Below are 26,158 nucleotides of genomic sequence, written 5' to 3' on the forward strand. Positions count from 1 at the left end.
GACACTCGGAATGCTCGTCCCGCGACCAGGGGGCACAACAGCGTAAAGCACTACCCGAAGCCAGGTTTCAGGTACGCGCCAGCGCGCGTATTTGTACGCGACACGCCCCTGTGCGACGTACAGACACGCGCGCTCGCGGGAGATCGCACGGGCGCTGCGCGGGGATCACTCGCGGCGCAGGCGCGACTCCAGGAACCGCTCCAGCTTCTCGAACTCCGCGACCGCCTTGGCGTGGGGGGCGGCGGGGCGGTCGTTGGCGTCGGGATCGCTGACGTAGGCGACGAACTTGCCCAGCGCAGAATCGGCGGTCAAGGTCCGGTCGACGGTGTCGTCTTCGGAGTAGTCGCCCACGTCCTGCAGCAGTTCAACGGCCAGCGCGAGCTGATCCCGGTCGATCCCGTCGGGGCCTTCGGCCAATTCCTCGGCCAGACCCGCGAGCACATAGACGTTCTCATCGGTGACGTCGACGTCGAGCGAGCCATCGGTGGCGGCGGTGCGGATGTCGTCGTAGGTGCTCAGATCCGACAGGTCGTGGTCGTGCTCGTCGGCCAGGTAGCGGGCCAGCGCACGCTCGGACGAGAACACGCTGATGCGGCCGTTGCGGCCGAGGAACAGCGGCCGGTCGTCGAAGTAGCAGCGCAGCGTGTAGAAGGTGCCCGAGCTGGTCATCATCTGCACCGGGTCGATCCCGACCCTGGCCCAGAAGTCGTCGGTGCCGCCCAGCACACCACCGGCGCTCTCGGCTTGGTCGGCCAGCGCCTCGTCCTCATCGTCGTCGGCGACGCCGTCGTCCTCGATCAGGTCGTCGTCGTCCTCAACGGCGACAACATCGTCCTCCGGCTCCTCGGGGGCGGGTTCGGCCAATTCCTCAGCGGCCTTCGCCGACAGCTTCTCGTCCACCGCAGGGGTGGTGATGATGTCGTCGATCGCGGCGATGATGCCGTCCCAGTTGCGCCCGACGATCGCGGCGATGTTGTTCCAGCGCTTGAGTCCGGCTTTGCCGCTGAACTCGTCGACACCGCCGTTGACAGTGCTCAGCGTCGGGTTGCCGTTGAAGAACTTTGTCACCGCCGGCAGCTCGCACACCGATCCGATGGACGAGACGATGGCCAGCGTGCGGGCCAGGGTGGCCACCGACTCCTCGGTGGGCTTGTCGGCCAGCAACTCTTCGACGGCGATCAGATCGAACTGCCGGTCCTCGCTGGGATCCAGCTTGTGCGCCGAGGCCTCGAGCAATTGCCCCCACGCCGGGTGGTCGGACAGGTCGTTCTCGTCGCCGCCGCGCACGAACGCCACCAGGTCGGCGGCGCTGGCGAACCCGTACAGATCTTCGTCTTTACCCAGCAGCGCCTCCCACTCGTCGCCGGCGTCGCGCCAGCGCGGCGCCCACACGGTGTAGAAGTCGCCCTTGGTCAAAGTGAGTCTGATCGGCACAAGCTCAGCAGCCATGCGGCACAGGATAACGACGTGCCCTGAGCGCCCCACCACGCGCGTGCGCAAACCACCTCCGGGCGCGGCGTGTCGGCCGGGGGCGCGCACGCTCGGCCGAGGGGTTCTAGGGTCTGCGTATGGATGTCTGCGTTGTCGATCACCCCTTGGCCGCTGCCCGGCTGACCACGCTGCGGGATGAGCGCACCGACAACGCCGGATTCCGGGCCGCGTTGCGCGACCTGACGCTGATGCTCGTTTACGAAGCGACCCGAGACGCTGCCCGGGTCGAGATCAACGTGCGCACCCCGCTGGTGGACACCACCGGTCACCGGCTGGCCGTGCCGCCGCTGCTGGTTCCGGTGCTGCGCGCGGGCCTCGGCATGGTGGACCAGGCACACGCGCTCATTCCCGAGGCGAAGGTCGGCTTCGTGGGCGTGGCGCGCAACGAGGAGACCCACCGCCCGACGCCCTACCTGGAGTCACTGCCCGACGATCTGAGCACACAACCGGTGATCGTGCTGGATCCGATGCTGGCCACCGGCGGCTCCATGGCCCACACGCTGGGCCTGCTGAAGGCGCGCGGCGCGGTCGACATCACCATGATCTGCGTGGTGGTGGCGCCGGAGGGCATCGCCGCGGTGGAAGCCGCCGCACCGGAGGCGCGGCTGTTCACCGCCACCATCGACGACGGGCTCAACGACGTCGCCTACATCGTGCCGGGACTCGGTGATGCCGGTGACCGCCAATTCGGTCCACGCTGAGTGCGGCGGCTCCTGATCTGGCTGACGGCCACCGCGCTGGTCGTTGTCGCGGCCGCCGGAGTGGGTGGCTACATGCTGTTCACCCGACCCCAGGTGGACCAGCTGAGCAAGGCCGACGCGATCGTGGTGCTCGGCGGTGACAAGGACGGTCGCATCGACTACGGCTTCGAACTGGCCCGCCAGGGTTACGCCGACACGGTGGTGGTGTCCAACGACTACGGCGAGAACGACCCGATGATCCAACGGGCGTGCGCATCCGGGACCGCCACCATCACGGTGGTCTGCTTCGTCCCCCACCCGTGGACCACCCGCGGCGAAGCGATGTTCACCGCAAAACTTGCGCGCGAACACGGCTGGAAGCACGTGATCGTGGTGTCGTGGAACTACCACATGGTGCGGGCCCGCTACATCTTCGAGAAGTGTTTCGACGGTGAGCTGACCATGCGGCCCGTCCCGCGGACCTACGACCTGAATGTCATCGGCTGGGCCCATACCTACGCCTACCAGTACGCCGCGATGGTCAAGGCGACGGTCCTGGGCTGCTGAGGCCCGGTTCGCGTACTCAGCCGAGCAGGGCGCTGATGTCGGCGACGACGGCGGCCATCAGCTCCTGCGCCCGGCCACGCGCTGCCGCGAGGTCGTCGGTGGGCGGCAAGGCGATCTCGATGTAGCCCTTGATCTTGGGTTCGGTTCCCGACGGGCGGATCGCCACCCGCACCGCTTCACCGGTCAGCAGCAGGGCATCGGTGCGCTGCGGGCCGCGGCGGTCCAGCAGGTCTGCCACGGTGACGTCGATCCCGGCCACGCGGGTGGGCGGTTCGGCGCGTACGCGCTGCATCAGCGCCGCGGTGTCGGGGACGCGTTCGGTGACCGCCGCGGTCAGGTGCACGCCGTGCCGGAGGGCAAGAGCGTCCAGGGACTCGGTGAGTGAGCGGCCCTGCGATTTGACTGCCGCCACCAGATCGCAGACCAGTACGGCCGCACTCACACCGTCTTTGTCGCGCACCGCGGCCGGGTCGACGCAGTGTCCGATGGCCTCCTCGTACGCGTACACCAGGGTGTGGCCGGGCAGGTCGGCATCGGCGCGTCCCAACCACTTGAACCCGGTGAGCGTCTCCACATGGCGGGCGCCGTGGGCCTCGGCGATCCGGGCCAACAGGCGTGAGGACACCACCGTGCTGGCCACCAGCGCACCCTCGGACGGTTCGGACAGAATGTAATCGCCCAACAGCCAACCGGTTTCGTCACCCGAGAGCATTCGCCACCCGGAGTCGGTGGGGATACCCACCGCGCACCGGTCGGCGTCGGGATCCAACGCGATCGCAACGTCGGCGTCGACCTCGACGGCCAGCTCCAACAGCGCGTCGGTGGCTCCCGGCTCCTCCGGGTTGGGGAACGTGACCGTCGGGAAATCGGGATCCGGCCAGAACTGTGCTTCCACGGTGTGGACGTCGGTGAAGCCGGCCCGGCGCAGCGCCTCCAGCGCCACGGTGCCGCCCACCCCGTGCAACGGGGTCAGCGCCACCCGCACCGAGGCGTCGCCGCGACGCACGCTCGCCGCCCGGTCGAGGTAGTGCTCCACCAGGTCGGTGTCGCTGGGCTGCACCGCTTCGCGGCGGATGAGGTCGGGAGCCGCCCGCATCGCGGCCTCGATCTCGCGGTCTGTGGGGGAGACGATCTGCACCCCACCGTCGAAGTACACCTTGTAACCGTTGTCGCCGGCCGGGTTGTGCGATGCGGTGATCTGGACGCCTGCCGCGGCGCCCAGCCGGCGCACCGCGAACGCCACCACCGGGGTGGGCAGCGCGTCCGGGAGCAGCACCACCGAAAACCCGGCTGCGGCAAACACTTCCGCGGTGGCCAGAGCGAAGTCGTCGGACTGGTGCCGCGCGTCACGTCCGACGACCACCGTCGAGCCGCCCAGGCACCGGTCGGTGAGCACCTTGGCCACCGCCCATGTGGCCCGGGTGACGTTCTCGACGTTCATGCCGTCGGGACCGTCGCCCATGGGTCCGCGCAGCCCGGCCGTGCCGAAGGTGATCATGATGCCGATTGTGCCGTCTCGCCGTCGGCCAGCTTGCGCAGCACCGGGGCCACGATCATCAGCAGATCGAACTCGAGCTCGGTGAGGCTGTCGCGCATGGCGGTCTGCAGCCAGGTGTCGCGCTGCGCGCGGTCGTCCTGCAGCAGCTGCGTCCCCTGGGGAGTGATCTCGATGAGCTGGCGGCGGCGGTCGGCCGGATCGGGACGGCGTGACACCAGGGCGCGGGACTCGAGTTCGTTGATGCTGTCGGTCAGCGATTGCACCCGCACCTGAAGGCGTGCGGCGATCTCTGCGGGGGTAGTCACCCCTGACCGGCTGGTGTCGCCCAGGATCTCGAGCTGGCTCAGCGTGAGCCCGTTGTCCGGGCGGTGCCGGCGCATCTGACGGGCGAGGGCCATCACCGACTCGCGAAGTTCGGTGGCTGAGGCGGTGTTTCGAGGCATTACCAAGGTATACCTTGGCAATAATGGGAAGAGAAGTGCAACACACTGGATTGATTCGAAATAAAAGCAAGCGCATACTTGTCAATAATCGGTGAGGAGGCAGCAGCGAATGGTGAAGACGGTCGGCAAGTGGGCACTTCTGGCAGCTGTCACCGTCGCCGTCACCGTCGCACTGACCTTCGCGGGCGTCCCCTCGGCCGCCCTGTTCGCCGCTCTGGTCGTCGGCATCGTGCTAGCGCTGTGCTCGCTGGCCCCCAAGGCCGTGCCACGCCGCGCCGGCCACGCCGCCCAGGCCGTCCTCGGCGTCTACATCGGCACCATGGTGAACCAGGATTCGCTGGGCGCCCTCGGGCCGCACTGGCCGATCGTGATCACCGTGGTGGTCGCCACGCTGGCGATCAGCGTCATCGCCGGCGCGCTGCTGGGGTTGCGGCGCGACATCACCCCACTCACCGGTGCACTGGCCCTGGTGGCCGGCGGCGCGTCCGGTCTGGTGGCGATCGCCCGTGAACTCGGCGGCGACGACCGCGTGGTCGCCGTGGTGCAGTACCTCCGGGTCGGCCTGGTGACCGCCACCATGCCGGTCGTGGTGCTGTTCATCTTCCATCCCGACTTCTCCCACCCCACCGTGGTGACCGAAACCGCTTCAGCGCCGTGGTATCTCAGCCTCGGACTGATCATCGCCATCTCCGTGGTGGGGGTGGTGCTCGGCAAGCTGGTTCATCTGCCCGGCGCCGGCCTGCTGGGCCCCATGGCCGTCACCGTGGTCCTGGAGGTCACCGGTTTCAGCTTCGGGCTGTCGGTGCCACAGATGCTGGTGCAGGTCGGTTACGTACTGATCGGCTGGCAGGCCGGGGTCGCCTTCACCCGGGACTCGCTGCGCGCCGTGGGCCGCGCGATGCCGTTGGCGCTGGGCTTGATCGCCGCGCTGACCGTCGCCACCGCCGGCCTGGGTGTGCTGCTGTCACACGTCACCGGGATGACGCCACTGGAGGGTTACCTGGCGACGAGCCCCGGCGGTATCTACGCCGTGCTGGCCACCGCCGTGGAAACCGGATCCGACGTCACCTTCATCGTCGCGGCCCAGGTGCTGCGGGTGCTGGTCATGCTCTTCGCCGCGCCGCTGATGGCGCGCGGGCTGGTCAAGCTCACCGAGCGCATCGGCGGCCGGCGTCAGAGCCGGGAGATCACCGAGGACAGCAGGGAACCCATCGCGGTCGCGGACTGACGGCCCGCCTCGAGCACCTCGGCGTGACTCAGCGGTTCACCGGTCATACCCGCCGCCAGATTGGTCACCAGCGACACCGCCAGCACCCGGGCGCCCGCCGCCCGTGCGGCGATGGTCTCGTGGACAGTGGACATCCCCACCAGGTCGGCACCCAGCGTGCGCAGCATCCGGATCTCGGCCGGTGTCTCGTAGTGCGGGCCGGGTAGCCCCGCGTAGACACCTTCGGTCAGTGACGGGTCGATCTCGCGGGCCAGCGCGCGCAGCGCCGGGGAGTAGGCATCCACCAGATCGACGAACTGCGCGCCGACCAGCGGCGAGCGCGCCGTCAAGTTCAGGTGGTCGCTGATCAGCACCGGCTGGCCCACGGCGAAGTCCTCGCGTAGCCCGCCGGCCGCATTGGTCAGCACCACGGTGTCGGCGCCGGCCGCACACGCCGTGCGCACCGGGTGCACCACGTCGGAGAGGTCGTGGCCCTCATAGGCGTGGATGCGCCCCACCAGGACCAGCACCCGGTGCTGTCCCAGCGGAACCGAGAGCACCTGACCGCCGTGGCCGGCCGCCGTCGGTGTGGTGAAGCCGGGTAGTTCGTCCATCGGCAGCACGGCCGTCGGTTCACCCAGCACCTTGACCGCCGGCGCCCACCCCGATCCCAGGACGACGGCGACGTCGTGACGGCCGACGCCGGTGCGCTCGGCGATGGCGCGGGCGGCTTCATGGGCGCGCAGGCTGGGATCGGTCACGTCGCATGAGCCTAGTGACCACCAACGCCGGGAGAGCTCACACCCGCGTCGGTGCGATACTGCTGTGATGCCCGGTGTTGCCGCGTCCTCGACTGTGGACGACGTCATTCGTCGTCGCCGCGACGACCTGGTGGCGCTGTCCCACTCGATCCACGCCGAGCCGGAGCTGGCGTTCCAGGAACACCGCAGCTGCGCCAAGACCCAGGCTCTGGTTGCCGAGCGCGGTTTCGAGATCAGCCCGGCCGTCGGCGGTATCGACACCGCCTTCCGCGCCTCGTTCGGCAGTGGCCCGCTGGTGGTCGGCGTGTGCGCCGAGTACGACGCGCTGCCCGAGATCGGGCATGCGTGCGGGCACAACATCATCGCCGCGTCGGCCGTGGGCACGGCGTTGGCGCTGGCCGAGGTCGCAGACGACATGGGCCTGACCGTGGTGCTGGTCGGCACCCCGGCCGAGGAGGCCGGGGGCGGCAAGGTGCTGCTGCTCAAAGAGGGTGTGTTCGACGACATCGCCGCGACGGTCATGTTGCACCCCGGCCCCATCGACATCGCCGCCGCGCGGTCGCTGGCGCTCTCGGAGGTGTTCGTGACGTACCGGGGGCGCGAGTCCCACGCGGCGGTCGCGCCGTATCTGGGTGTGAATGCCGCCGATGCGGTGACGGTGACGCAGGTGGCCATCGGCCTGCTGCGCCAGCATCTGACGCCGGGGCAGATGATGCACGGCATCGTCACCGAAGGCGGCAAGGTGCCCAATGTCATTCCGGCTCGGGCGGCGTTGCGGTACACCTTGCGCGCCACCGAGACCTCGGCGCTGCAAGCCCTCGAAGCCAAGGTGGCCGGCTGTTTCCAGGCCGGCGCGGTAGCAACAGGATGTGAATACGACGTGCAGGAAGCCTCACCCATGTATCAGGAGCTGACGCCCGACCATTTCCTGGCCGAGACGTTCCGCGCCGAGATGCTGCGGATGGGTCGCACACCGTTGCCGGCCGAGATGGAGGCATCGCTGCCTCTCGGCAGCACCGATATGGGCAATGTCACCAAGGTCATGCCCGGGATCCACCCGGTCGTGGGGGTGGACGCCGGCGGTGCCAGCGTGCACCAACCGGGGTTCACCGCCGCCGCGGCGAGCCCCAGCGGTGACACCGCCGTCGTCGAGGGGGCCATCATGCTCGCCCGCACGGTGGTGGCGTTGGCCGAGTCCGGCACCGAACGTGACCGGGTCCTGGAACTGCAGGAGCGGCGGTCCGCATGAGTCTCCAGCGAGTGGCGAGTGTGCGAGGGACGAGCACGGGAGCGGATCGCGCATGAGCTTGGCCGACTACACCGAGTCCTGGCTGGCGTCGCACTACGACGATCTGGTCGGGTGGCGCAGGCACCTGCACCGCCACCCGGAGCTGGGCCGCCAGGAGTTCGCCACCACCCAGTTCGTGGCGGAACGGCTGGCCGACGCCGGCCTGAACCCGAAGATCCTGCCCGGCGGTACTGGGCTGACGTGCGATATCGGTCCCGAGCACCGCCAGCGGATCGCCTTGCGGGCCGACATGGACGCGCTGCCGATGGCCGAGCGCACCGGCGCGGAGTATTCGTCGACGGTGCCCGGGGTGGCCCACGCCTGCGGTCATGACGCGCACACGGCGATTCTGTTGGGAACTGCGCTGGCGCTGAACACGGTGCCGGAACTGCCGGTGTCGGTGCGGTTGGTGTTCCAGGCTGCCGAGGAATTGATGCCGGGCGGCGCCATCGACGCCATCTCGGCCGGGGTCTTGTCGTCGGTGTCGCGCATCTTCGCGCTGCACTGTGATCCGCGGCTGGCAGTCGGCCGCGTGGCCACCACGCCCGGGCCCATCACCTCGGCCGCCGATTCACTCGAGATCACCCTGCACTCACCCGGCGGGCACACCTCGCGCCCGCACCTGACCCACGATTTGGTCTACGGGCTGGGCATGCTCATCACCGGTGTGCCGGGAATCCTGTCCCGGCGGGTCGACCCGAGACACAACACGGTGATGGTGTGGGGTGCGGTGAACGCCGGGGTGGCGGCCAATGCGATTCCCCAGTCCGGCACGTTGTCGGGCACCGTGCGCACCGCCAGCAGGAAGACCTGGCTGGACCTGGAAGGGCTTGTCTCCGAAGCGGTTTCGTCACTCCTGGCGCCGCTGGGCATTGCCCATTCGCTGCAGTACAACCGCGGTGTGCCACCGGTGGTCAACGAAGAGGTCTCGACGCGGATCATGATGCACGCCATCGAGGCCGTCGGGCCCGACGTGCTGGCCGACACACAACAGTCCGGCGGCGGCGAGGACTTCTCCTGGTACCTCGAGGAGGTGCCCGGCGCGATGGCGCGACTAGGCGTGTGGAGCGGCGAGGGGCCTCAGCTCGATCTGCACCAGCCCACGTTCGATCTCGACGAGCGCGCGCTGGGCGTCGGGGTGCGGACGATGGTGAACCTGGTGGAGCAAAGCGCTGCGTTCTGACAGCCCGGTCGACGAGCCCGAGGTACGAGGGCGAGAGAGGGCCGGGCTCAAGTGGTCAGCCCGGTCGACGAGCCCGAGGTACGAGGGGGAGAGAGGGCCGGGCTCCGGTCAGCCGCTGGTGCCCGGCCCGATGTTGCGGGCGGGACGGGTGCGCAGGTCGTGCACATAGTCGGCGGGCGCGCCGGCGATCTCGGCGGCGTCGGCCATGACGCCCAGGTAGCGGGCCGAAGGTACGCCGCCCTCGTAGGCGTCCAGCACGTATAGCCATGCCAGCACGGGATCGGTTGTGGTGTCCGAGGTTTCGCGGTGCACGCGGCAACGGATCTTCTTGTGCACACCGAACTCCGACCCTTCCCAGCGGTCGAGGGTCTCCTCGTCCTCCTTGGTCATGTCGTAGAGCACCACGAACACCTTCGACGTCGGATCCTCGACGAGGGTCGCCAGTGCGCCTTCCCAGCCGATGTCCTCGCCGCCGAACGTCAGCCGCCAGCCATGTAGCCACCCGGTGCCCGCCATCGGCGAGTGCGGAGCCCGCTCCAACATCTGCTCGGGATGCATGTTCGACCCGTAGGCGGCGTAGATCGGCACCAGAAAAGCTTAGTCAGAAAGCCCACACACCCGCCGAGGAGTCGACCCGAAACGGTGCGCGTGGCGTCGCGCGACTAGGTTTGAGCCGTGCCAACGCGCATCGTGATCATCGGCGGGGGCCCCGCCGGATATGAAGCGGCCCTGGTCGCCGCAGCCCGTGGTCCGGAAGTGCAGGTCACCGTCGTCGACTCCGACGGACTCGGTGGTGCGTGTGTGCTCTTCGACTGTGTGCCGTCGAAGACGTTCATCGCCTCGACCGGTGTGCGCACCGAACTGCGCCGCGCCGAGGGCCTCGGCTACGACATCGGCATCGACGCCGCCAAGATCGAACTCAGCCAGATCAACAACCGGGTGAAGACGCTGGCCCGGTCGCAGTCGGCCGATATCGGCTCGCAGTTGCTCAACCAGGGCGTCACCATCATCGGTGGCCGCGGCGAGTTGGTGGACGACGTGGCCGGGATGGCGCACCACCGGGTAAAGGTCACCACCCCCGACGGCAAGACCGGGGTGTTGAAGGCCGATATCGTCCTCATCGCCACAGGTGCCAGCCCGCGCGTGCTGCCCAACGCGGTCCCCGACGGCGAGCGGATCCTGACCTGGCGTCAGCTCTATGAGCTCACCGAGTTGCCGCAGCACCTGATCATCGTGGGTTCGGGTGTCACCGGTGCTGAGTTCTGCAACGCCTACACCGAACTGGGCGTCAACGTCACCGTCGTCGCCAGCCGTGACCAGATCCTGCCGCACGAGGACAGTGACGCCGCCGCCGCGCTCGAGGAGGTGTTCAACGAACGTGGTGTGACGTTGGTCAAGAACGCCCGCGCGCAGGCGGTGACCCGCACCGAGACCGGGGTGCGCGTGGCGATGGCCGACGGCCGCGTCGTCGACGGCAGCCACGCGTTGATGACGGTCGGCTCCGTCCCCAACACCCAAGGCCTCGGTCTCGAGCGCGTCGGCGTGGAGCTCAAACCCGGCGGCTACATCCCGGTGGACCGGGTGTCGCGCACCCCGGCGTCGGGCATCTACGCCGCCGGCGACTGCACCGGTCTGCTGCCGCTGGCATCGGTGGCGGCCATGCAGGGCCGCATCGCGATGTACCACGCGCTCGGTGAGGGGGTGGCGCCGATCCGGTTGCGCACCGTCGCCTCGGCGACGTTCACCCGCCCGGAGATCGCCGCCGTCGGGATCCCGCAGACCGCGATCGACGACGGCAGTGTGCCCGCGCGCACCATCATGCTGCCGCTGAACACCAACGCGCGCGCGAAGATGAGCCTGCTGCGGCACGGTTTCGTCAAGATCTTCTGCCGGCCGGCCACCGGCGTGGTGATCGGCGGTGTGGTGGTGGCGCCCATCGCCTCCGAGCTGATCCTGCCCATCGCGCTGGCCGTGCAGAACCGGATCTCGGTCACGGATCTGGCGCAGACGCTCTCGGTGTACCCGTCGCTGTCCGGGTCGATCGTGGAGGCAGCTCGCCGCCTGATGGCCCACGACGACCTCGACTGAAGTAGGGGTTTCGGCGCGCTCACAACCGCTGAGCGGTTATCAGCGCGCCGAGATCGCTAGGGTGGGCTGGGTGAGCGACGACCAGTCAGACTCCTTCCTGAACCCCCGGCAACGGGCGCGTGCGTGGGACCGCCTGGGCAGCGAACAGTTCGACGTCGTGGTGATCGGTGGCGGCGTGGTCGGTGCCGGCAGCGCCCTGGACGCCGCGACCCGGGGCTTGAGGGTGGCGCTGGTCGAGGCCCGCGACTTCGCCTCGGGTACCTCGAGCCGGTCCTCGAAGATGTTCCACGGCGGATTGCGCTACCTCGAGCAGCTGGAGTTCGGCCTGGTGCGTGAGGCACTGCACGAACGCGAGCTGTCGTTGACGACATTGGCGCCGCACCTGGTCAAGCCGCTGCCGTTCCTGTTCCCCCTGACCAACCGGGTGTGGGAGCGGCCCTACATCGCGGCGGGCATCTTCCTCTACGACCAGCTCGGTGGCGCCAAGTCGGTGCCCGCGCAGAAACACCTCACCAAGTCGGGTGCGCTGCGGCTGGCGCCGGGGTTGAAGCGCAGTTCGCTGATCGGCGGCATCCGGTACTACGACACCGTCGTCGACGACGCCCGCCACACCATGACCGTGGCCCGCACCGCCGCCCATTACGGCGCTGTGGTGCGCACCTCCACCCAGGTGATCTCGCTGCTGCGCGAGGGCGACCGGGTGGTCGGCGTGCGCATCCGCGATTCCGAGGACGGCGCGGTCACCGAGGTGCGTGGGCACGTCGTGGTCAACGCGACCGGGGTGTGGACCGACGAGATCCAGGCGCTGTCCAAACAACGCGGCCGGTTCCGGGTGCGCGCCTCCAAGGGTGTGCACATCGTGGTGCCGCGCGACCGGATCGTCAGCGAGGTGGCGATCATCCTGCGCACCGAGAAGTCGGTGTTGTTCGTCATCCCGTGGGGGACGCACTGGATCATCGGGACCACCGACACCGACTGGAACCTCGACCTCGCCCATCCGGCGGCCACCAAAGCCGATATCGACTACATCCTGGGCACCGTCAACGGTGTGCTGGCCACGCCGCTGACCCACGACGACATCGACGGGGTGTACGCGGGTCTGCGTCCGCTGCTGGCGGGGGAGAGCGAGGAGACCTCCAAGCTGTCGCGCGAGCACGCCGTTGCCTCACCCGCCCCGGGTCTGGTGGCGATCGCCGGCGGCAAGTACACCACCTACCGGGTGATGGCCGATGACGCCATCGATGCTGCCGCAGAATACATTCCGGCGCGGGTGGCGACCTCGATCACCGAGAAGGTGCCGCTGGTGGGCGCCGACGGGTACTTCGCGCTGATCAATCAGACCGAGCACGTCGGTGCCCGGTTCGGCCTGCATCCCTACCGGGTGCGCCACCTGCTGGACCGCTACGGCTCATTGATCGACGAGGTGCTGGCCCTGGCGGTGGACCGCCCGGAGCTGTTGGAGCCGATCACCGAGGCGCCGGTGTACCTGAAGGTGGAGGCGGCGTACGGCGCCGCGGCCGAGGGGGCGCTGCACCTGGAGGACATCCTGGCGCGGCGGATGCGGATCTCGATCGAGTACCCGCACCGGGGGGTGGACTGCGCCCGCGAGGTGGCCGAGGTGGTGGCCCCGATCCTGGGGTGGAGTGCCGAGGACGTCGACCGCGAGGTGGCCACCTACATCGCGCGGGTGGAGGCCGAGGTGTTGTCGCAGACCCAGCCGGACGACGCTTCCGCGGACGCGCTGCGGGCCGCAGCACCCGAGGCGCGAGCCGAGATCCTCGAGCCCGTGCCACTCAATTGAGTCGGTATTGACAAGGCAGGCACCGCTTCCCGATCGTGACGGCCTGGGGCCGACGCGGATCACGTTGCGTGGGGGAGCGGTGCTGGTGGAGTTGGCCTCTCGGTTCGGTGAGGCGGCGGCGCACAAGGTGCTCGCCGGCGAGGTGGTCGACGCCGACGGCACTGTGGTGACTGTAGGCACGGTGCTGCCGCCGGGCGCGTCCGTCTACCTGTACCGGGATCTGCCCGACGAGGTCGAGGTGCCGTTCGACATTCCGGTGCTCTACCGCGACGACGATCTGGTGGTGATCGACAAGCCGCACTTCTTGGCGACCATGCCGCGGGGCCGTCACGTGGCGCAGACCGCGGTGGTGCGGCTGCGCCGCTCGCTGGGGTTGCCGGAGCTCAGTCCGGCCCATCGGCTGGACCGGTTGACCGCGGGGGTGCTGTTGTTCACGTGTCGGCGTGAGTTGCGGGGGCCCTACCAGACCATGTTCGCCCGCGGTCAGGTGTCCAAGACGTATCACGCTGTGGCGCAAGGTGTTCCGACTGTCGCCCTGCCGACCGTGCTGCGCAGCAGGATCACGAAATACCGTGGCCGCCTGCAGGCGGTGCAAGAGCCAGGGGAGCCGAACGCCGAGACTTTGGTGGAACATCTTGGCGGGCAACGATATCGGCTGACACCGCATACCGGGCGCACGCATCAGCTCCGGGTGCACATGACGTCCATCGGTGTCCCCATCGCCGGTGATCCTCTGTACCCGAACATCATCGACGTCGCCGCCGACGACTTCAGCACACCGCTACAGCTGCTGGCTCAGGCCTTGGAGTTCGACGACCCGCTCACCGGAGCGCCGCGCCGGTTCGTCAGCGACCGCACGCTGGGTTGACACTCGCGGCGCCGACCGTAGCTCTTGTGCGGGATCTCGGGAAGTGGTCTGGTTAGGGGCCCTAATTGCTGAGAGAAGGTTGTGAACATGCGGACGGCGTTGAGTGCGATGACAGTTCTGATGGCCGGTGCGTTTATGGGCGCCGGTGCCGCCAGCGCTGAGCCGTTGCCACCGACGCCATCGAGTGATCAGCTGCAGTCGCAGCTGCAGAAGGTGCTCAACCGGGGCCTCAGCGACCAGGAACGGGCCGGCGAGTTGCAGGGCGGGCTGGCTGCCGTGCCCACCGCCAACAACATTGCCGGCGTCATCGACCAGTACAGCTCGATGATGTCGTGGCGGGTCGAGAACGCGGCGCTCAACGGTGACCAGGTGGACGCGCAGCTGGCCGTCACCATTCCGATCTTCGGTACCAAGACCCACCAGATCTACTGGGTCAACCAGGACGGCGCCTGGAAGCTGAGCAACCCGTCCGCCTGTGTGATCGCCACCCAGGTCGCCGGCACCACCTGCACGGTCTGACCCATTTTGGACAAACGGGCGCCAAGACACGCCCGTTTGTCCGACCATGGGGGCATGTTGCCCAGGCTGGTTCACTCCGCTGCTGCGGTGATGGTGATCGGGGTGAGCGTCGGTACCGCTGTTGTGACAGCCCCATCGGCGCAGGCGATCTGCGGGTCGATCGGTGGCCGTTTCGTGGACGTGAGCGGTTGCTCGGACCCACTGTCCGAATGGAATTACGTGACGCCGCCGCCCCCGCCTCCGCCGCCACCTCCTCCACCCGGTGCGCCGCCGCCCCCACCACCCCCACCGCCGCCGCCGGTGTATGTCCCACCGGCGCCGAATGTGAACGTCTGCGCGAACGTGGGGCGGCGGATCAGCGTGAGTGGCTGTATCTGAGCCGCGTTGTCGTCGAGCGGCGAACCCCTGTGCGGTGCCGGCGTGTCGTCGCGCATGGTTACCTGCGTTAATCTCGCGGTAACCAGGTTCGCGTTTCCTCCGATTACCCTCTGTTTCACCACAGAGGATGAGGGGAGACGGCATGACCGACACCGTTCCAACGACCACCGACGCAGGTCCCGAGTTCAGGGTGACGTCCGATTTCTGGCGCGAGCTGCCGCAGATGTCGCTCGAGAAATACCCGGGCACTGAAGGATTCATCGACGACGTCTACGTCAATCCCGACGGCGTACCGATGTGCTCCGGCTACTTCGAACTCCGGAACACCGACGCACCGCTGGACTACTTCTACGATTACGACGAGATGAAGGTGGTTCTCGAGGGCGAGTTCCGGCTCGAGAACGTCGATACCGGCCAGGTGCAGACCGCCAAAGCCAAGGACGCCATCTTCTTCCCCAAGGGCTCGAGGATCCTGTTCTCGACACCGGATCGAGCGCTGGCGTTCTACGTCGGATACCGTTCGTTTGCGCCCTAGCGCCGTGACGCTGTCCGCGCCCGTCGTGGAGACCTACCGGGTACAGCCCGGGTCGGTCACCGCCCTGCGAGTGTTTCCCGGCGATGCGATCGATGTCATCGACCGGTTCGGCCGTCAGCCGGCCGAGCTGACGGTGCTGTCGGTGAATCCGCGCGCGGTACCGGATGCCCGGCCCGACGCACCCGCGAGTGTGCTGCGGGAACTCGCCGCCGGCGACGACGAGGAAGGCTTCGCCGCGCAACGCATTCTGCGGATGTTGGCCCAGCACGGGGTCCTCCCGGGCGAGGCTGCAGCCACCCGGATGTTCGGCGGGCACACCGCTCCCGGCGCCCGGGTGCATCTCCCCGTCGAGGACACCGCGGTACTGCTGCTGGCGGCGCCCGCCACACCGATGCGCCTCGACAGCGCCGAACCCAACCCGCCCTCGGAACTGTGGGTCGAGGTGCGCCGCGCCGAGCCGAACCGGCCGCCCGCGGTGGAGTTGCCACCGCCACTGGCCGAACCGCTGCTGGACCTGCGTATCGATGCCTCCACCGCGTGCGACTACCAGGTGCGGGAAGGGCAGTTCATCCAGATCATCGACGTCGAGGGCCGGCAGTGTTCGGACTTTCTGGCCTTCGATGCCCGGGCATTGCAGGACGGCGCCGAATACGGCCTGGACGCCACCACCACCCGAACACTGATCGGCGGCGCCTATCCACAACCGGGTCTGCACGGCAAGTTCTTCGATGCCCGTGGGCGGGCACTGGTCGAGGTGGTGCGCGACACGGTGGGCCGCCACGACACCTTCGGATTGGCGTGCAACGCAAAGTACTACGCCGACATGGGCTATCCGGGCCATGTCAACTGCACCGACAACTTCAACGCGGCACTGGCGGGCTACGGGGTGGCCCGCCGCACCGGCTGGCCGGCGCTGAACCTGTTCTACAACACTGCTTTCGACGCCGCGCATCAGCTGGTGATGGACGAGCCGTGGTCGCGTCCCGGCGACTACGTGTTGCTGCGAGCAAGCTCGGATCTGGTGTGCGCCTCGTCGGCCTGCCCCGACGACATAGACCCCGCCAATGGCTGGCTACCCACCGATGTTCATGTGCGGGTTTACGATTCGACCAGGAGGTTCTCCGTGGCCATCGGCCACCGTGTCACCCCGGATGCCGAGACCGTCCTCACCAAGAGGACCGCCTTCGCGCCTCGTACCGAGGCGCTGACCCGGCAGTTCACCGAGTACGTCGGATACTGGTTGCCGAGCAGCTTCGACAACGTCGGCGCTCAGCAGGAGTACTGGGCGTGCCGGGAACGCGCCGCGGTGATGGACCTGTCGGCGTTGCGTAAGTACGAAGTGCTCGGACCCGACGCGGAGACACTGCTGCAGGCCACCCTGACCCGGGATGTCCGCAGGCTGTCCCGCGGGCAGGTGGTCTACTCCGCGATGTGCAATGAAGCTGGCGGTATGGTCGACGACTGCACGGTCTTCCGGCTGGGCGACAACAACTTCCGATTCGTCGGTGGTGACCCCTACGACGGCGAGTGGTTGCGCGAGCAGGCGAGCCGCCGCGGCCTCGACCGGGTCTGGATCAAAGACTCCAGTGATCAGCTGCACAACATCGCGGTACAGGGTCCGGTGAGCCGTGAGCTGCTCGCCGATGTCATCTGGACCCCGCCGACCCAGCCCACGCTGCGCGAGCTCGGCTGGTTCCGGTTCCTGATCGGGCGCCTCGGCGGCCCGGACGGTGCGCCGGTGCTGGTGTCGCGCACCGGATACACCGGCGAACTCGGTTACGAAGTGTGGGCACACCCGCACGACGCCATGGCGGCGTGGGACGCGGTGTGGACGGCGGGGCAGCCGTACGGACTGGCACCGCTGGGTCTCGACGCGTTGGAGATGCTGCGGGTGGAAGCCGGCCTGGTCGCCAAGGGCACCGAGTTCGATGACCAGACAGACCCTTTCGAAGCCGGAATCGGGTTCACCGTCCCGTTGAAATCCAAGACCGATGACTTCCTGGGCCGGGCCGCCCTCGTGGAACGCAAGGCTCATCCGCAACGGGTTCTGGTGGGTCTGCTGCTCGACGGCAACGAGACCGCCGGGCACGGTGACTGCGTCCACGTGGGCCGCAGCCAGGTCGGGGTGGTCACCAGCGGAGTCCGCTCACCTGTCCTGGGCGCCAGTATCGCGCTGTGCCGCATCGCTGTTCAGTACGCCGAACCAGGCACAGCCGTCGAGGTCGGCAAGCTCGACGGCTTCCGCAAACGTCTCCCGGCCACCGTTGTCCGGTTCCCGTTCTACGACCCCGACAAGACCCGGCCCCGATCCTAGGAGAGTGCCCATGACCCGTACCGCCATCATCGGAGCCGGCCCCTGTGGGCTGGCGCAGCTACACGCTTTCGAACTCGCCCGCGCCGACGGGGTCGATGTGGGTGAGGTGGTGTGCTTCGAGAAGCAGAGCGACTGGGGCGGGCTGTGGAATTACTCCTGGCGTACCGGGCTCGATGAGCACGGCGACCCCGCCCACGGGAGCATGTACCGCTACCTGTGGTCCAACGGCCCCAAGGAGTGCCTGGAACTTGCCGACTACACCTTCGACGAGCATTTCGGCGCCCCCATCCCGTCGTTCCCTCCTCGTGAGGTGCTGTTCGACTACATCACCGGTCGGGCCAAGAAAAGCAATGTGCGACAGTTCATCCGGTTCGACACCGCGGTCCGGCAGGTGAGCTTCGCCGAGGACACCGGACTGTTCAGCGTCACCGTCGAGTCCTTCGAGGACCGCGCGCTGCGCACCGAGCAATTCGACTTCGTCATCGTGGCCTCGGGACACTTCTCCACCCCGCATGTCCCCGAATACCCTGGCTTCCAGACATTCCCGGGGCGCATCCTGCACTCCCACGACTTCCGTGACGCCTGCGAGTTCACCGGTAAGGACCTGCTGGTGCTCGGCAGCAGCTACTCGGCCGAGGACATCGCGCTGCAGTCACGCAAGTACGGTGCGAAGTCGGTGACCATCGCCTACCGCCACAACCCGATGGGCTTCGGATGGCCCGAGGGCATCGACGAGGTGCCCGCGCTGCAGCACGTCGAGGGCCGCACCGCGCACTTCGCCGACGGCACGTCCCGCGATGTCGACGCGATCGTGCTGTGTACGGGCTACCAGCACCACTTCCCGTTCCTGGCGCCGGATCTCACGCTGACCACTCCGAACAACCTGTACCCCGGCGGTCTCTACAAGGGCGTGGTGTGGACGGCCAACCCGAAGCTCCTGTATCTCGGGATGCAAGACCAGTTCTACACGTTCAACATGTTCGACCCGCAAGCGCTCTTCGCCCGCGACGTGGTGCTGGGACGGGTGGAGATCCCGGCCGCAGAGGTGATGGCCGCCGACATCGCCGGGTGGTTGGCCCGATTGGCCACCCTGACCAATCCGACCGAACAAATCGACTTCCAGACCGACTACGTCCGTGAGCTGATCACCCACACCGACTACGCGGCGTTCGATCTCGACTTGGTGCGGCAGCACTTCGTCACCTGGGAGCACGACAAGGACGAGAGCATCACCGGCTACCGGGACAAGGCGTTCTCGTCACCGTGCACCGGCACCGTCGCGCCGGTGCACCATACGCCGTGGTGGGATGAACTCGACGACAGTTCGGCGGCGTTCCTGCGCCAACCCTGAGTCAGCGCTGGCAACTGGGACACCAGTAGGTGACCCGGTCGCCGTCGGCGTCCCTGGAGATGGGCGTGCCGCATCGCCGGCACGGCTCGCCGCCGCGGCCGTACACCCAGAGGTCTTCGTTGCGGCGGGTATTGCCGGTGGTGGTGCGGTTGACACGGGATCTGTTGGCCCAGAGCATCTTCTGGGCCCGGGTCACCAGACGGAGCGGATCGGCGACGTCGCGCACCGGTGCGGACGGGCGCACGCCGAACAGGAACGACAGCTCGTTGGCGTATACGTTGCCGACGCCGGCGAGGTTGCGCTGGTCCAACAGCGCTTCGGCCAGTGGGCGGTCCGGGTCGGCAAGCAGATTGCCCGCGGCCGTGTCGGCGGACCAATCCTCGCCCAACAGGTCGGGGCCCAGGTGGGCGACGGCCGCCATGTCCTCAGCACGGTCGAGGATCTCCAGCACGCCCAGATCGATGCCGTAGGCGACGCTGTCGGCGGTGCCGAGGATGATGCGGATCTTGTAGGCGGGGCCGCGGAACCTGCCGATCTGCCAGCTGCCATCCATCTTGAGGTGGGAGTGGATGCTGGCCGTCCCGACCCGGATGAACAGGTGCTTGCCCCGGGCCAGCACCTCGTCGACCACCTGACCGGTGAGGTCGGCCGCAGCAAAACGTGGCACCCGCACATCGCAGCGGGTCAGCGGTTTACCCACCAGCGCGGCGCGCAACTTCTCGGCAGTACGGAAGACGGTATCGCCCTCAGGCATGGCTTCGACGCTACCTCGAAGCCATGCCCGTCCCGGTAGAAGCTGGGGTGCTAGCCGATCACCAGTCGCCGATGGGCGGGGAGAACTCGAACGACCCGTTGGCCTCCAGGTTGAACGGAGCCGCAGTGGTACCGGGCACGGCCTTCACCGAGTCCCTGACCTCCCCTTGGGCGTTGATCTCCTGGACGTCGGAGCTACGGCTTTCACCCAGACCGCGGGCCTCACCGATGGCGGTGGCCCGCAGCGAGTTGTCATCGACCACCAGCGCCTGGCGGCTGGTCACCTGCGGCGTGGGAGCCACCTCTTCGACGTCGGCGTTGGCGACGGCACTGCCGAGGCCCATGAACGCGGCCGCGACGGCGAACGAACCAAGCCCCACAGCGGTGAGTTTCTTGGCACTTGTCATGGGTCCTCCGGTTGTGTCGGCCATCAGGCGTTTGTGTCAGACAGCTGTTGAGGTTCTCAACACTGCGCACGCAGGACGCTACCGGCGATACGCCGGTGGCAGCGTCCCGAAGTGAGGGTTCCCAACATGCTCACAGGCAACTTGCACCCAATCGACAACGGGGCGTTCCGACGCGGCTGGTCAGGCCTCAAACCAATTGGTTCACAGTGAGTTTCCAGCTTGGCGGATAGACGCCAGCTGCGGCCTACCTGCCAGGTTTCTGTGAATCCGGTAGCACCTGTTCGTAGAACCGGATGTGCGCGGCCGCCGCGGCGTCCCAACTGTATGAGCGGGCCAGGGCGCTGCCGGAGGGTGCTCGGTACGCGTACGAACCGTCGAGGGCCTGACGCAGGGCGGCGGCCATCGCGGGCACGTCGGAGGCGTACTCGACCTGGTCGTCGAACACCTCCCGCAGTACCGGCAGGTCGCGCGCCACCACCGGCACACCAGCTGCCAGCGCCTCCATGGCGGCCAGCCCGAATCCTTCCTTGACTGACAGGAACGGCAGGACCGCCGCGCCCGCCACCAAGCTCGGCATATCGGTGTCGTCGACGGTGCCCAGCATCACCGGGGTGACACCCAACTCGCGCGCCCGCGCCTCGAAGGTGGCCCGGTAGTCGCGGTAATCGAACAAGGTCTCCCCGCCGGCGAACACCAGGGGAATCTGCGGGTCACCCAGCAGCGCATAGGCTTCCAGAAGGTCGAGGCTGCCCTTGCGTGGTTCGATGCCGCCGACGGCCAGCACGTACCGCCCGAACCGCTGACGCCATCGAGTGCCGTCCGCGGCCGAGAACCGCCGCCAGTCGACGCCGTTGGGGATCACCGTGGGCCGCAGGCCCCAGCCGTCGGTGACCTCGCGGGCCACCGCCGCCGACACGCAGATGTGTGCGTACGGCCGCGTGATCGCCCGGTCGTGGCATCGCACCAGCTCAGGGGTGGTGAAGGTGTCGAGGTGATGCACGGTGCGGACGCAGCGCTGCACGGCATTGGCGCTGATGCAATCCTGGGCGTGAACGACGTGGTACCCGGCTTCGGCGGAGTCGTGGAAGGCGTCCCGCAGCACGTCGATCGACCGCAGGATCCGCGCACCCACCGTCTCACCGTCAACGGTGGGGAACGGCACCGCCGCCACGCCGACGGCCGGGTCCACCGGGCGGTAGAAGGTCGTGTCGCCACCACGACCCAGGGTCCACACCGTGACGTCGTGCCCGGCGCGCGCCAGCGCCTCCGCCAGTGCCAGCGTGTGGACCACGCCGCCACGGGGTTTGGTCGAGTACGTCAGCAGGGCGATACGCATCAGCCCTGCACCAGGCTCGGATGATAGGAGCCCACCTGGCGTTCCCGGAGGTGGTTCAGAACCGTTCTGGCCCGGGCGATCTCGGCGGCCACGTCGATGTCGGCGACGGCCAGGCCACCCTTGGACCAGGTCTTGGCGACGATGTTGCCACCGGGGTCGACGATCTTGGCTTGACCGAGGAACCGCAGTGTTCCGGTGATGCCGGTGAGGTTCGAGGACGCCAGGACCACCTGGTTCTCGGCGGCACGGGCCATGTCGTAGAGGTCGAACAGCCGGGCCTGCCGGTCGTTGGGCATCCGGGCCGCACGGTCGGTGACGCTGGCCGGCCACGCCGACAGGGCGGCGATCACCTGTGCGCCGTCGAGGGCCAGCGTGCGCGCCGACTCGGGGAAGGTCTTGTCGTAGTCGATCAGCATCCCGATCCGTCCGACCGGCGTGTCGAACGCCGCGAAGCTGTCTCCGGCGGCGTAGATCAGGCTCTCCTGGGCGGGCTGGTGCACCTTGCGGTGCCTGCCGAGTATCCCGTCCCCGGACAGGCAGGCCGCCGCGTTGTAGACCACGGAGTCGTGTTCGCCGGGCCCCCGTTCGGTGTACCCCACACAGACCGTCATCGGGCCCGCCAGCGCGCACAACGCCGCCAGTTCGGGGCCGTCGGGAGACAGCGCCGGCGGCCGTTCGCCGGGCGACGGATTGGACAGGCTGCCGATGTAGCCGCCCAACGTGGCATCCGGTAGCACCAGCAGGTCGATGCCTTCGGCGCGGAGTCGTTCGATGATGCCGCCGAGTTTGTCCATCGACCGTTCGATGTCACGCCCGAAATGGGCTGCCATCGCGGCGATTCTCATGCCGCGCGCGACTTCTGCCCGACCCTCACGATCTGGCTGTACAAGTGCTCGGCGTCGCGGCCCACGGAGGCGAACCGGCCCGAGCCCCAGGTGTGCAGCCACGGCAGGCCCAGGAAGTACAACCCGGGAACCGAGGTCACGCCGCGGTCGTGGCAGACGTGGCCCTCCCCATCGAACACGCCGGCCCGCAGCCACGAGTAGTCGGTGGCGAACCCGACGCACCAGATCACCGAGGTGATGCCCGCCTGTTGCAGGTCCAGTGACCTCGGCTCCGCTTCCGGCCGCCACACGGGGACGTAACGTTCTTCTGTCGGCGCATCGATTCCTTCGCGTTCGATGTAGGCGTCGATCAGGTCCTTGATCCCGTCGGCGACGGAGTCGGCGTGATCGAGATTGCTCGACAGGGTGGGTTCGAAGGTGATGTCCGTGCCTGTCGCCGAGGCCAGGCGTCCGTACAGCCGCATGCCTTCCAGCGCAAAGGCCCGCAGGTCGATATCGCGGCCGCCGCCGCGCCCGGTCATGTAGTGATTGGTGTTCTCCCGCTTGGCCACACCGCCGGCCTGCGCCTCGATCGGAACGTCGTAAGTGCCCATCTCCGAAAGCCAGGCCACACAGTCGCGGCCCCGGTAGAAGCGGGCGCACCGGGGTGCCGTCCCGGTGACCAGATGCACGGCTCTGCCGTCGAGGTGCAGGTCTTCGGCGATCTGGGCACCGGACTGCCCGGAGCCGACGATCAGCACCGCGCCCTCGGGAAGCTGGTGGGAACCCCGGTAATCCGCCGAATGCAACTGAAACAGAGCAGGGTCGAGCCGCTCGGCCATCCGTGGCAGCCGCGGCTTCTGGTATCCGCCGGTGGCCACCACCACCTGGTCACCGTGCAGCAGCTCCACGGCAGCGCCGCGCCGCACGGTCACGTCGAAGCCGCCCGCGGGGTTCTGCGTCAAGGCGGTGACCGTCGCGCCGGTCTGCACCGGCGGATCGAATGACGCGGCGTAGTCCTGAACGAACTGGTACACCTCGTCGCGGGTCATGAATCCGTGCGGATCGCCGCGGTCGTAGGGGAACCCGGGCAGGTCGCACTGCCAGTTCGGGGTGACCAGGGTGAAGTTGTCCCAGCGGCGGTCCCGCCAGTCGCTGGCGATCGAATCCTTCTCCAGCACCACGTGATCCACACCGTCGCGGGTCAGATGCCAACTCATGGACAGGCCCGCCTGACCGGCGCCGATCACGATCACCGAATAGTGGCTCATACCAATGCCTCCCGTCCGGGGACCATCTTCACGACGGTGACCTTTCCGTCGCGGTAACCTCCACGGCTGTGCTGCAGGGCCTCGATCTGCGCCGACGCCGATGTGCAATACATGCCGTAGCGGGCCTTGACCCGTTCGCTCGCCTGCGTCAACGCCGTCACCGCGCGGGACATGAAGTCGTCGATCGCGTATGTGCCGTTCTCGGTGAAGAAGTCGTGCATCACCAGTGACGGTGAATAGCAGTCCTGGACCACCCCGTCGGGCCAGCGGATCTGGAACGTCATCTCAGGCATGGACCCACTCGCTGACAGTCGCCGAACGGTACACATCGGGCCGGCGGTCACCGAGGTGATTCATCCCGCCGCCGCGGGCCAGCCCGATCCGTTCGCTGATGTCCACTGCGGCCGTGGCCAATCCGGGTGCCACCCCGGTGGTGGCCAGGGTGTCACCGCCGGGCCCGACGATCTTGGCGCTGCACACGAAGCGCAGCGAGCCGAACGTGCCGGCCTGGTTGGAGGCCACCCACACCACCTGGTTCTCCAGCGCGCGGGCGGCGTCGAAGATGTCGAAGCGGTGCTTCCAGCGGTCGTCCTCGAGATTGGGGACGGTGGCGGTGCGTGCGGTGGGCCACGCCGACACGGACGTGATGATCTCGGCGCCGTCGAGGGCCAGGGCGCGGGCGGCTTCGGGGAAGGCCTTGTCGTAGCAGATCTGCATGCCCATCCGGCCGACCGGCGTGTCGAACGCCTGGAAGCTGGAACCGGCCTGGTAGCAGAGGTTCTCACCCAGCGGCTGGTGCACTTTGCGGTAGGCGCCCAGAATGCCGTCGCCGGTGAGGGTCACAGCGGCGTTGTAGCGACTCTCGCCGTCAGCCTCGCAGAAGCCGAGGGTGATCACCAGGTCGCCGGCCATCGCACGTAGCCGGCTGAACTCGGGGGCGTCGAGGGTGAACGCGGGCGGCAGTGCCTTGCGGCGGCGTTCGCGTTCTTCCTCGGTCTCCTGGCCGCCGCCCAGGCTGGGCAGGTATCCGCCCAGGCACGCTTCGGGGAGCACCAGCAGATGTGAGCCACGTTCCCTGGCCTGGTCGATCAGTGCGCCGATGGTGGCGAAGCATTGTTCGAGGTCGCGGCCGAATTCAGCGGCGGCAACCGAGATCACGGTGTCGTTCATGAGATGTCCTGACGTGACGAGGTGGGTGCCAGACCGGTGACGGTGCCGGCGATGGCTGTGGTGGTTTCGCCGTCGGGCCACCGGAGGGTGACCAGCGGCCCGGTGGAGCGGGCGGAGAAGCTGCCGCAGGTGCGCGACGTGGCAGGGCCCGGGTCGACGACGGCGCGGCCCGGTCGGTCGGCGGTGATCATCGCGAAACCCGGGAAACAGCTGAGCCACTGCCCGAGGGGGGCGGCGCCGGGCCGGGGGATGTCGGCGACGGTGATCTCGGCGGTGACGCCGCTGGCCTCGGCCATCATCCCGGTGGTGCCCACCAGGCCGGCCATGCTGACGTCTTTGGCGGCATGAGGGTGGGTGCGGGCGACGGTGCCCGCGAGGTGCCGCAGGTCGGCCGCGTCGCGCCGGGACGTCGAATCCCATTGCTGGCCGGTGTATCCGGGGCGCCAGCCTCCGGACAGGTCGGCGGTGACGGTCAGCGCATCACCTGGTAGGGCAGCGCCGCCGGGCACCGGGCGGGTGGTGTGTCCGAGTGCGGTGACCGACAGCGCCGCTGGAACCCCGACCTGGGTGTGGCCGCCGAGTACCGGCACACCCCAGGCCTGCGCGGCCGCGGCAAGCCCCCGGATGATGCGGGTGAGCTGGGAGGTGGTGGGAGCGCCCACCGCGTCCAACAGGCCGGTCGCCGTGGCGCCCATCGCGGCCAGGTCGTTGAGATTGACCAGCACTCCGCACCAGCCGGCCCACTCGGGATCGCGGGCGACCATCGACGGGATGATCGCATCGCAGGCGGCGATCATTCCCGAGTCGCCGACCGGTACACCGTCGTCGCCGCGAAAGCGGTCGGGCATGTGGTGGGTGATCGGGCGCAGGACGTCGCCGAGAAGTGCCTTGGTGGAATTGGCCTGCCGCTCGAATCTGTCGATGGGCCAGCGCATTCGGCTGTGCGGTGCCCCGCCGAGCTCGTTGTGGCCCAACAAGTCCCACCCGAGGGCGGCGAACATCGGCTCATAACGCCGCTGCACCGTCGCCTCGAACCGCAGGATGTGGTTGGCATCCACCCAGGCGCAGGCGGCGCGGACCAGAGCGCGGCCGACGCCGGAACCGCGGGCTTCAGGGGAGAGCACCAGCCGGCTGCCGGTCCACCAACCCAGGTCGGGGCTGGTGGCAGGCGCCAGTCGAACGCCGCCGAGTAGGCGTCCGTGCGGGTCGGTCGCCACCAGCACCGTGGTGGCAGGATCGGCGTCGGCGTCGTCGCGGTCCGTGGCCGCGAACAGGTGCTGCCGGTCGACGAAGACGTGGTGGCGTAGTGCCGCGTAGTCTTCGGCCACGCGGTCTGGCTGCTCGGCGAGCGTGGTGATCAGGTAGTCCGGTCGGAGACCAGCGGTCTCGCCGGACAACAGCGCCATCAGGGTGTAATCGCTCATC

26 protein-coding genes are annotated in these 26,158 nt (G+C 68.3%); 13 read left to right on the forward strand and 13 right to left on the reverse strand.

Annotation, left to right across the window (positions count from 1 at the left end):
- Positions 1-165 precede the first annotated feature (165 nt).
- Positions 166-1,449 carry a protein export chaperone SatS gene (satS, locus tag AC3A6P_RS09760; protein ID WP_487691142.1) on the reverse strand — a complete coding sequence of 428 codons (1,284 nt, stop codon included), beginning with the start codon at positions 1,447-1,449 and terminating at the stop codon, positions 166-168.
- 119 nt (positions 1,450-1,568) lie between these two features.
- Here satS and upp point away from each other — a divergent pair, with 119 nt between their 5' ends.
- Together upp and AC3A6P_RS09770 are read left to right on the forward strand one after the other, a co-directional pair.
- Complete coding sequence (upp, locus tag AC3A6P_RS09765) at positions 1,569-2,192, forward strand: uracil phosphoribosyltransferase (protein WP_487691144.1); 624 nt, start codon at positions 1,569-1,571, stop codon at positions 2,190-2,192.
- The gene (locus AC3A6P_RS09770) at positions 2,193-2,738 is read left to right on the forward strand and encodes a YdcF family protein (protein WP_487691145.1); all 546 of its coding nucleotides are present in this window, start codon (positions 2,193-2,195) and stop codon (positions 2,736-2,738) included. It abuts the gene before it with no gap.
- 16 nt (positions 2,739-2,754) lie between these two features.
- Here the strand turns inward: AC3A6P_RS09770 and AC3A6P_RS09775 are convergent, their stop codons facing one another.
- Together AC3A6P_RS09775 and AC3A6P_RS09780 are read right to left on the reverse strand one after the other, a co-directional pair.
- On the reverse strand, positions 2,755-4,350 hold the full coding sequence (locus AC3A6P_RS09775; protein WP_487691454.1) for a phospho-sugar mutase: 1,596 nt from the start codon (positions 4,348-4,350) through the stop codon (positions 2,755-2,757).
- On the reverse strand, positions 4,233-4,679 hold the full coding sequence (locus tag AC3A6P_RS09780) for a MarR family winged helix-turn-helix transcriptional regulator (protein WP_487691455.1): 447 nt from the start codon (positions 4,677-4,679) through the stop codon (positions 4,233-4,235). The genes AC3A6P_RS09775 and AC3A6P_RS09780 overlap by 118 nt, the downstream gene beginning before the upstream one ends.
- 109 nt (positions 4,680-4,788) lie before the next feature.
- On the opposite strand from AC3A6P_RS09780, the gene AC3A6P_RS09785 reads away from it, so the two are divergent.
- Positions 4,789-5,907, forward strand: coding sequence for an AbrB family transcriptional regulator (locus tag AC3A6P_RS09785; RefSeq protein ID WP_487691147.1), 1,119 nt, complete (start codon positions 4,789-4,791; stop codon positions 5,905-5,907).
- On the opposite strand, the gene AC3A6P_RS09790 is transcribed toward AC3A6P_RS09785, so the two are convergent.
- Complete coding sequence (locus AC3A6P_RS09790; protein ID WP_487691148.1) at positions 5,853-6,647, reverse strand: purine-nucleoside phosphorylase; 795 nt, start codon at positions 6,645-6,647, stop codon at positions 5,853-5,855. The genes AC3A6P_RS09785 and AC3A6P_RS09790 overlap by 55 nt on opposite strands.
- A 67-nt stretch (positions 6,648-6,714) precedes the next feature.
- Here AC3A6P_RS09790 and AC3A6P_RS09795 point away from each other — a divergent pair, with 67 nt between their 5' ends.
- Together AC3A6P_RS09795 and AC3A6P_RS09800 are read left to right on the forward strand one after the other, a co-directional pair.
- Positions 6,715-7,896 (forward strand): M20 family metallopeptidase, encoded by a 1,182-nt coding sequence (locus tag AC3A6P_RS09795; RefSeq protein ID WP_487691150.1) that lies wholly within the window; start codon positions 6,715-6,717, stop codon positions 7,894-7,896.
- Positions 7,897-7,948: 52 nt separating this feature from the next.
- Positions 7,949-9,118: a M20 family metallopeptidase gene (locus AC3A6P_RS09800; RefSeq protein WP_487691151.1), complete on the forward strand. Its 1,170-nt coding sequence runs from the start codon at positions 7,949-7,951 to the stop codon at positions 9,116-9,118.
- Positions 9,119-9,226: 108 nt separating this feature from the next.
- On the opposite strand, the gene AC3A6P_RS09805 is transcribed toward AC3A6P_RS09800, so the two are convergent.
- Positions 9,227-9,706: a gamma-glutamylcyclotransferase family protein gene (locus AC3A6P_RS09805; protein WP_487691153.1), complete on the reverse strand. Its 480-nt coding sequence runs from the start codon at positions 9,704-9,706 to the stop codon at positions 9,227-9,229.
- 87 nt (positions 9,707-9,793) lie between these two features.
- Between AC3A6P_RS09805 and AC3A6P_RS09810 the strand changes: the two genes are divergently transcribed.
- The 8 genes from AC3A6P_RS09810 to AC3A6P_RS09845 all read left to right on the forward strand — a co-directional run bounded on the left by AC3A6P_RS09810 (position 9,794) and on the right by AC3A6P_RS09845 (position 18,972).
- A complete protein-coding gene (locus tag AC3A6P_RS09810) occupies positions 9,794-11,206 on the forward strand; it encodes an NAD(P)H-quinone dehydrogenase (protein WP_487691155.1) in 1,413 nt (470 codons plus the stop codon).
- A gap of 70 nt (positions 11,207-11,276) precedes the next feature.
- The gene (locus AC3A6P_RS09815; protein ID WP_487691157.1) at positions 11,277-13,007 is read left to right on the forward strand and encodes a glycerol-3-phosphate dehydrogenase/oxidase; all 1,731 of its coding nucleotides are present in this window, start codon (positions 11,277-11,279) and stop codon (positions 13,005-13,007) included.
- A gap of 7 nt (positions 13,008-13,014) precedes the next feature.
- Positions 13,015-13,875 carry a pseudouridine synthase gene (locus tag AC3A6P_RS09820; RefSeq protein ID WP_487691159.1) on the forward strand — a complete coding sequence of 287 codons (861 nt, stop codon included), beginning with the start codon at positions 13,015-13,017 and terminating at the stop codon, positions 13,873-13,875.
- A gap of 87 nt (positions 13,876-13,962) precedes the next feature.
- Positions 13,963-14,394 (forward strand): MTB12 C-terminal domain-containing protein, encoded by a 432-nt coding sequence (locus AC3A6P_RS09825; protein ID WP_487691161.1) that lies wholly within the window; start codon positions 13,963-13,965, stop codon positions 14,392-14,394.
- Between the two features lie 90 nt (positions 14,395-14,484).
- The gene (locus tag AC3A6P_RS09830; protein WP_487691456.1) at positions 14,485-14,772 is read left to right on the forward strand and encodes an RNA-binding protein; all 288 of its coding nucleotides are present in this window, start codon (positions 14,485-14,487) and stop codon (positions 14,770-14,772) included.
- A gap of 142 nt (positions 14,773-14,914) precedes the next feature.
- A complete protein-coding gene (locus AC3A6P_RS09835) occupies positions 14,915-15,307 on the forward strand; it encodes a cupin domain-containing protein (RefSeq protein WP_487691162.1) in 393 nt (130 codons plus the stop codon).
- A gap of 4 nt (positions 15,308-15,311) precedes the next feature.
- Entirely contained in the window at positions 15,312-17,621 is a 2,310-nt protein-coding gene (locus tag AC3A6P_RS09840) for a trimethylamine N-oxide demethylase (RefSeq protein WP_487691163.1), read from the forward strand.
- A gap of 10 nt (positions 17,622-17,631) precedes the next feature.
- The gene (locus AC3A6P_RS09845) at positions 17,632-18,972 is read left to right on the forward strand and encodes an NAD(P)-binding domain-containing protein (protein WP_487691165.1); all 1,341 of its coding nucleotides are present in this window, start codon (positions 17,632-17,634) and stop codon (positions 18,970-18,972) included.
- A 1-nt stretch (position 18,973) separates the two neighbouring features.
- Here the strand turns inward: AC3A6P_RS09845 and nei2 are convergent, their stop codons facing one another.
- The 8 genes from nei2 to AC3A6P_RS09885 form a co-directional block, all read right to left on the reverse strand.
- Positions 18,974-19,726: an endonuclease VIII Nei2 gene (gene nei2 / locus AC3A6P_RS09850; protein WP_487691166.1), complete on the reverse strand. Its 753-nt coding sequence runs from the start codon at positions 19,724-19,726 to the stop codon at positions 18,974-18,976.
- 58 nt (positions 19,727-19,784) lie between these two features.
- Complete coding sequence (locus AC3A6P_RS09855; protein ID WP_487691168.1) at positions 19,785-20,132, reverse strand: hypothetical protein; 348 nt, start codon at positions 20,130-20,132, stop codon at positions 19,785-19,787.
- 244 nt (positions 20,133-20,376) lie between these two features.
- A complete protein-coding gene (locus tag AC3A6P_RS09860) occupies positions 20,377-21,468 on the reverse strand; it encodes an MSMEG_0565 family glycosyltransferase (RefSeq protein WP_487691170.1) in 1,092 nt (363 codons plus the stop codon).
- A complete protein-coding gene (locus tag AC3A6P_RS09865) occupies positions 21,468-22,313 on the reverse strand; it encodes a carbon-nitrogen hydrolase family protein (protein ID WP_487691172.1) in 846 nt (281 codons plus the stop codon). Before AC3A6P_RS09865 ends, AC3A6P_RS09860 begins: the two co-directional genes overlap by 1 nt.
- Positions 22,310-23,563, reverse strand: coding sequence for an MSMEG_0569 family flavin-dependent oxidoreductase (locus AC3A6P_RS09870; protein WP_487691173.1), 1,254 nt, complete (start codon positions 23,561-23,563; stop codon positions 22,310-22,312). Before AC3A6P_RS09870 ends, AC3A6P_RS09865 begins: the two co-directional genes overlap by 4 nt.
- Complete coding sequence (locus AC3A6P_RS09875; RefSeq protein WP_487691175.1) at positions 23,560-23,856, reverse strand: MSMEG_0570 family nitrogen starvation response protein; 297 nt, start codon at positions 23,854-23,856, stop codon at positions 23,560-23,562. The genes AC3A6P_RS09870 and AC3A6P_RS09875 overlap by 4 nt, the downstream gene beginning before the upstream one ends.
- Entirely contained in the window at positions 23,849-24,733 is an 885-nt protein-coding gene (locus AC3A6P_RS09880) for a carbon-nitrogen hydrolase family protein (RefSeq protein WP_487691177.1), read from the reverse strand. Before AC3A6P_RS09880 ends, AC3A6P_RS09875 begins: the two co-directional genes overlap by 8 nt.
- Entirely contained in the window at positions 24,730-26,157 is a 1,428-nt protein-coding gene (locus tag AC3A6P_RS09885; RefSeq protein ID WP_487691178.1) for an MSMEG_0567/sll0787 family protein, read from the reverse strand. Before AC3A6P_RS09885 ends, AC3A6P_RS09880 begins: the two co-directional genes overlap by 4 nt.
- Position 26,158 lies beyond the last annotated feature (1 nt).

This window comes from Mycobacterium sp. Soil_C_30 (genome assembly GCF_057656995.1).

Bases quoted from the DNA above. Each gene is read 5' to 3' on its own strand.
- AC3A6P_RS09860 (WP_487691170.1), bottom strand. From the start codon at position 21,468: ATGCGTATCGCCCTGCTGACGTACTCGACCAAACCCCGTGGCGGCGTG.
- upp (WP_487691144.1), top strand. From the start codon at position 1,569: ATGGATGTCTGCGTTGTCGATCACCCCTTGGCCGCTGCCCGGCTGACC.
- AC3A6P_RS09785 (WP_487691147.1), top strand. From the start codon at position 4,789: ATGGTGAAGACGGTCGGCAAGTGGGCACTTCTGGCAGCTGTCACCGTC.
- AC3A6P_RS09780 (WP_487691455.1), bottom strand. From the start codon at position 4,679: ATGCCTCGAAACACCGCCTCAGCCACCGAACTTCGCGAGTCGGTGATG.
- AC3A6P_RS09880 (WP_487691177.1), bottom strand. From the start codon at position 24,733: ATGAACGACACCGTGATCTCGGTTGCCGCCGCTGAATTCGGCCGCGAC.
- satS (WP_487691142.1), bottom strand. From the start codon at position 1,449: ATGGCTGCTGAGCTTGTGCCGATCAGACTCACTTTGACCAAGGGCGAC.
- AC3A6P_RS09830 (WP_487691456.1), top strand. From the start codon at position 14,485: ATGGTGATCGGGGTGAGCGTCGGTACCGCTGTTGTGACAGCCCCATCG.
- AC3A6P_RS09870 (WP_487691173.1), bottom strand. From the start codon at position 23,563: ATGAGCCACTATTCGGTGATCGTGATCGGCGCCGGTCAGGCGGGCCTG.
- AC3A6P_RS09865 (WP_487691172.1), bottom strand. From the start codon at position 22,313: ATGAGAATCGCCGCGATGGCAGCCCATTTCGGGCGTGACATCGAACGG.
- nei2 (WP_487691166.1), bottom strand. From the start codon at position 19,726: ATGCCTGAGGGCGATACCGTCTTCCGTACTGCCGAGAAGTTGCGCGCC.
- AC3A6P_RS09825 (WP_487691161.1), top strand. From the start codon at position 13,963: ATGCGGACGGCGTTGAGTGCGATGACAGTTCTGATGGCCGGTGCGTTT.
- AC3A6P_RS09845 (WP_487691165.1), top strand. From the start codon at position 17,632: ATGACCCGTACCGCCATCATCGGAGCCGGCCCCTGTGGGCTGGCGCAG.
- AC3A6P_RS09800 (WP_487691151.1), top strand. From the start codon at position 7,949: ATGAGCTTGGCCGACTACACCGAGTCCTGGCTGGCGTCGCACTACGAC.
- AC3A6P_RS09875 (WP_487691175.1), bottom strand. From the start codon at position 23,856: ATGCCTGAGATGACGTTCCAGATCCGCTGGCCCGACGGGGTGGTCCAG.
- AC3A6P_RS09795 (WP_487691150.1), top strand. From the start codon at position 6,715: ATGCCCGGTGTTGCCGCGTCCTCGACTGTGGACGACGTCATTCGTCGT.
- AC3A6P_RS09885 (WP_487691178.1), bottom strand. From the start codon at position 26,157: ATGAGCGATTACACCCTGATGGCGCTGTTGTCCGGCGAGACCGCTGGT.
- AC3A6P_RS09855 (WP_487691168.1), bottom strand. From the start codon at position 20,132: ATGACAAGTGCCAAGAAACTCACCGCTGTGGGGCTTGGTTCGTTCGCC.
- AC3A6P_RS09835 (WP_487691162.1), top strand. From the start codon at position 14,915: ATGACCGACACCGTTCCAACGACCACCGACGCAGGTCCCGAGTTCAGG.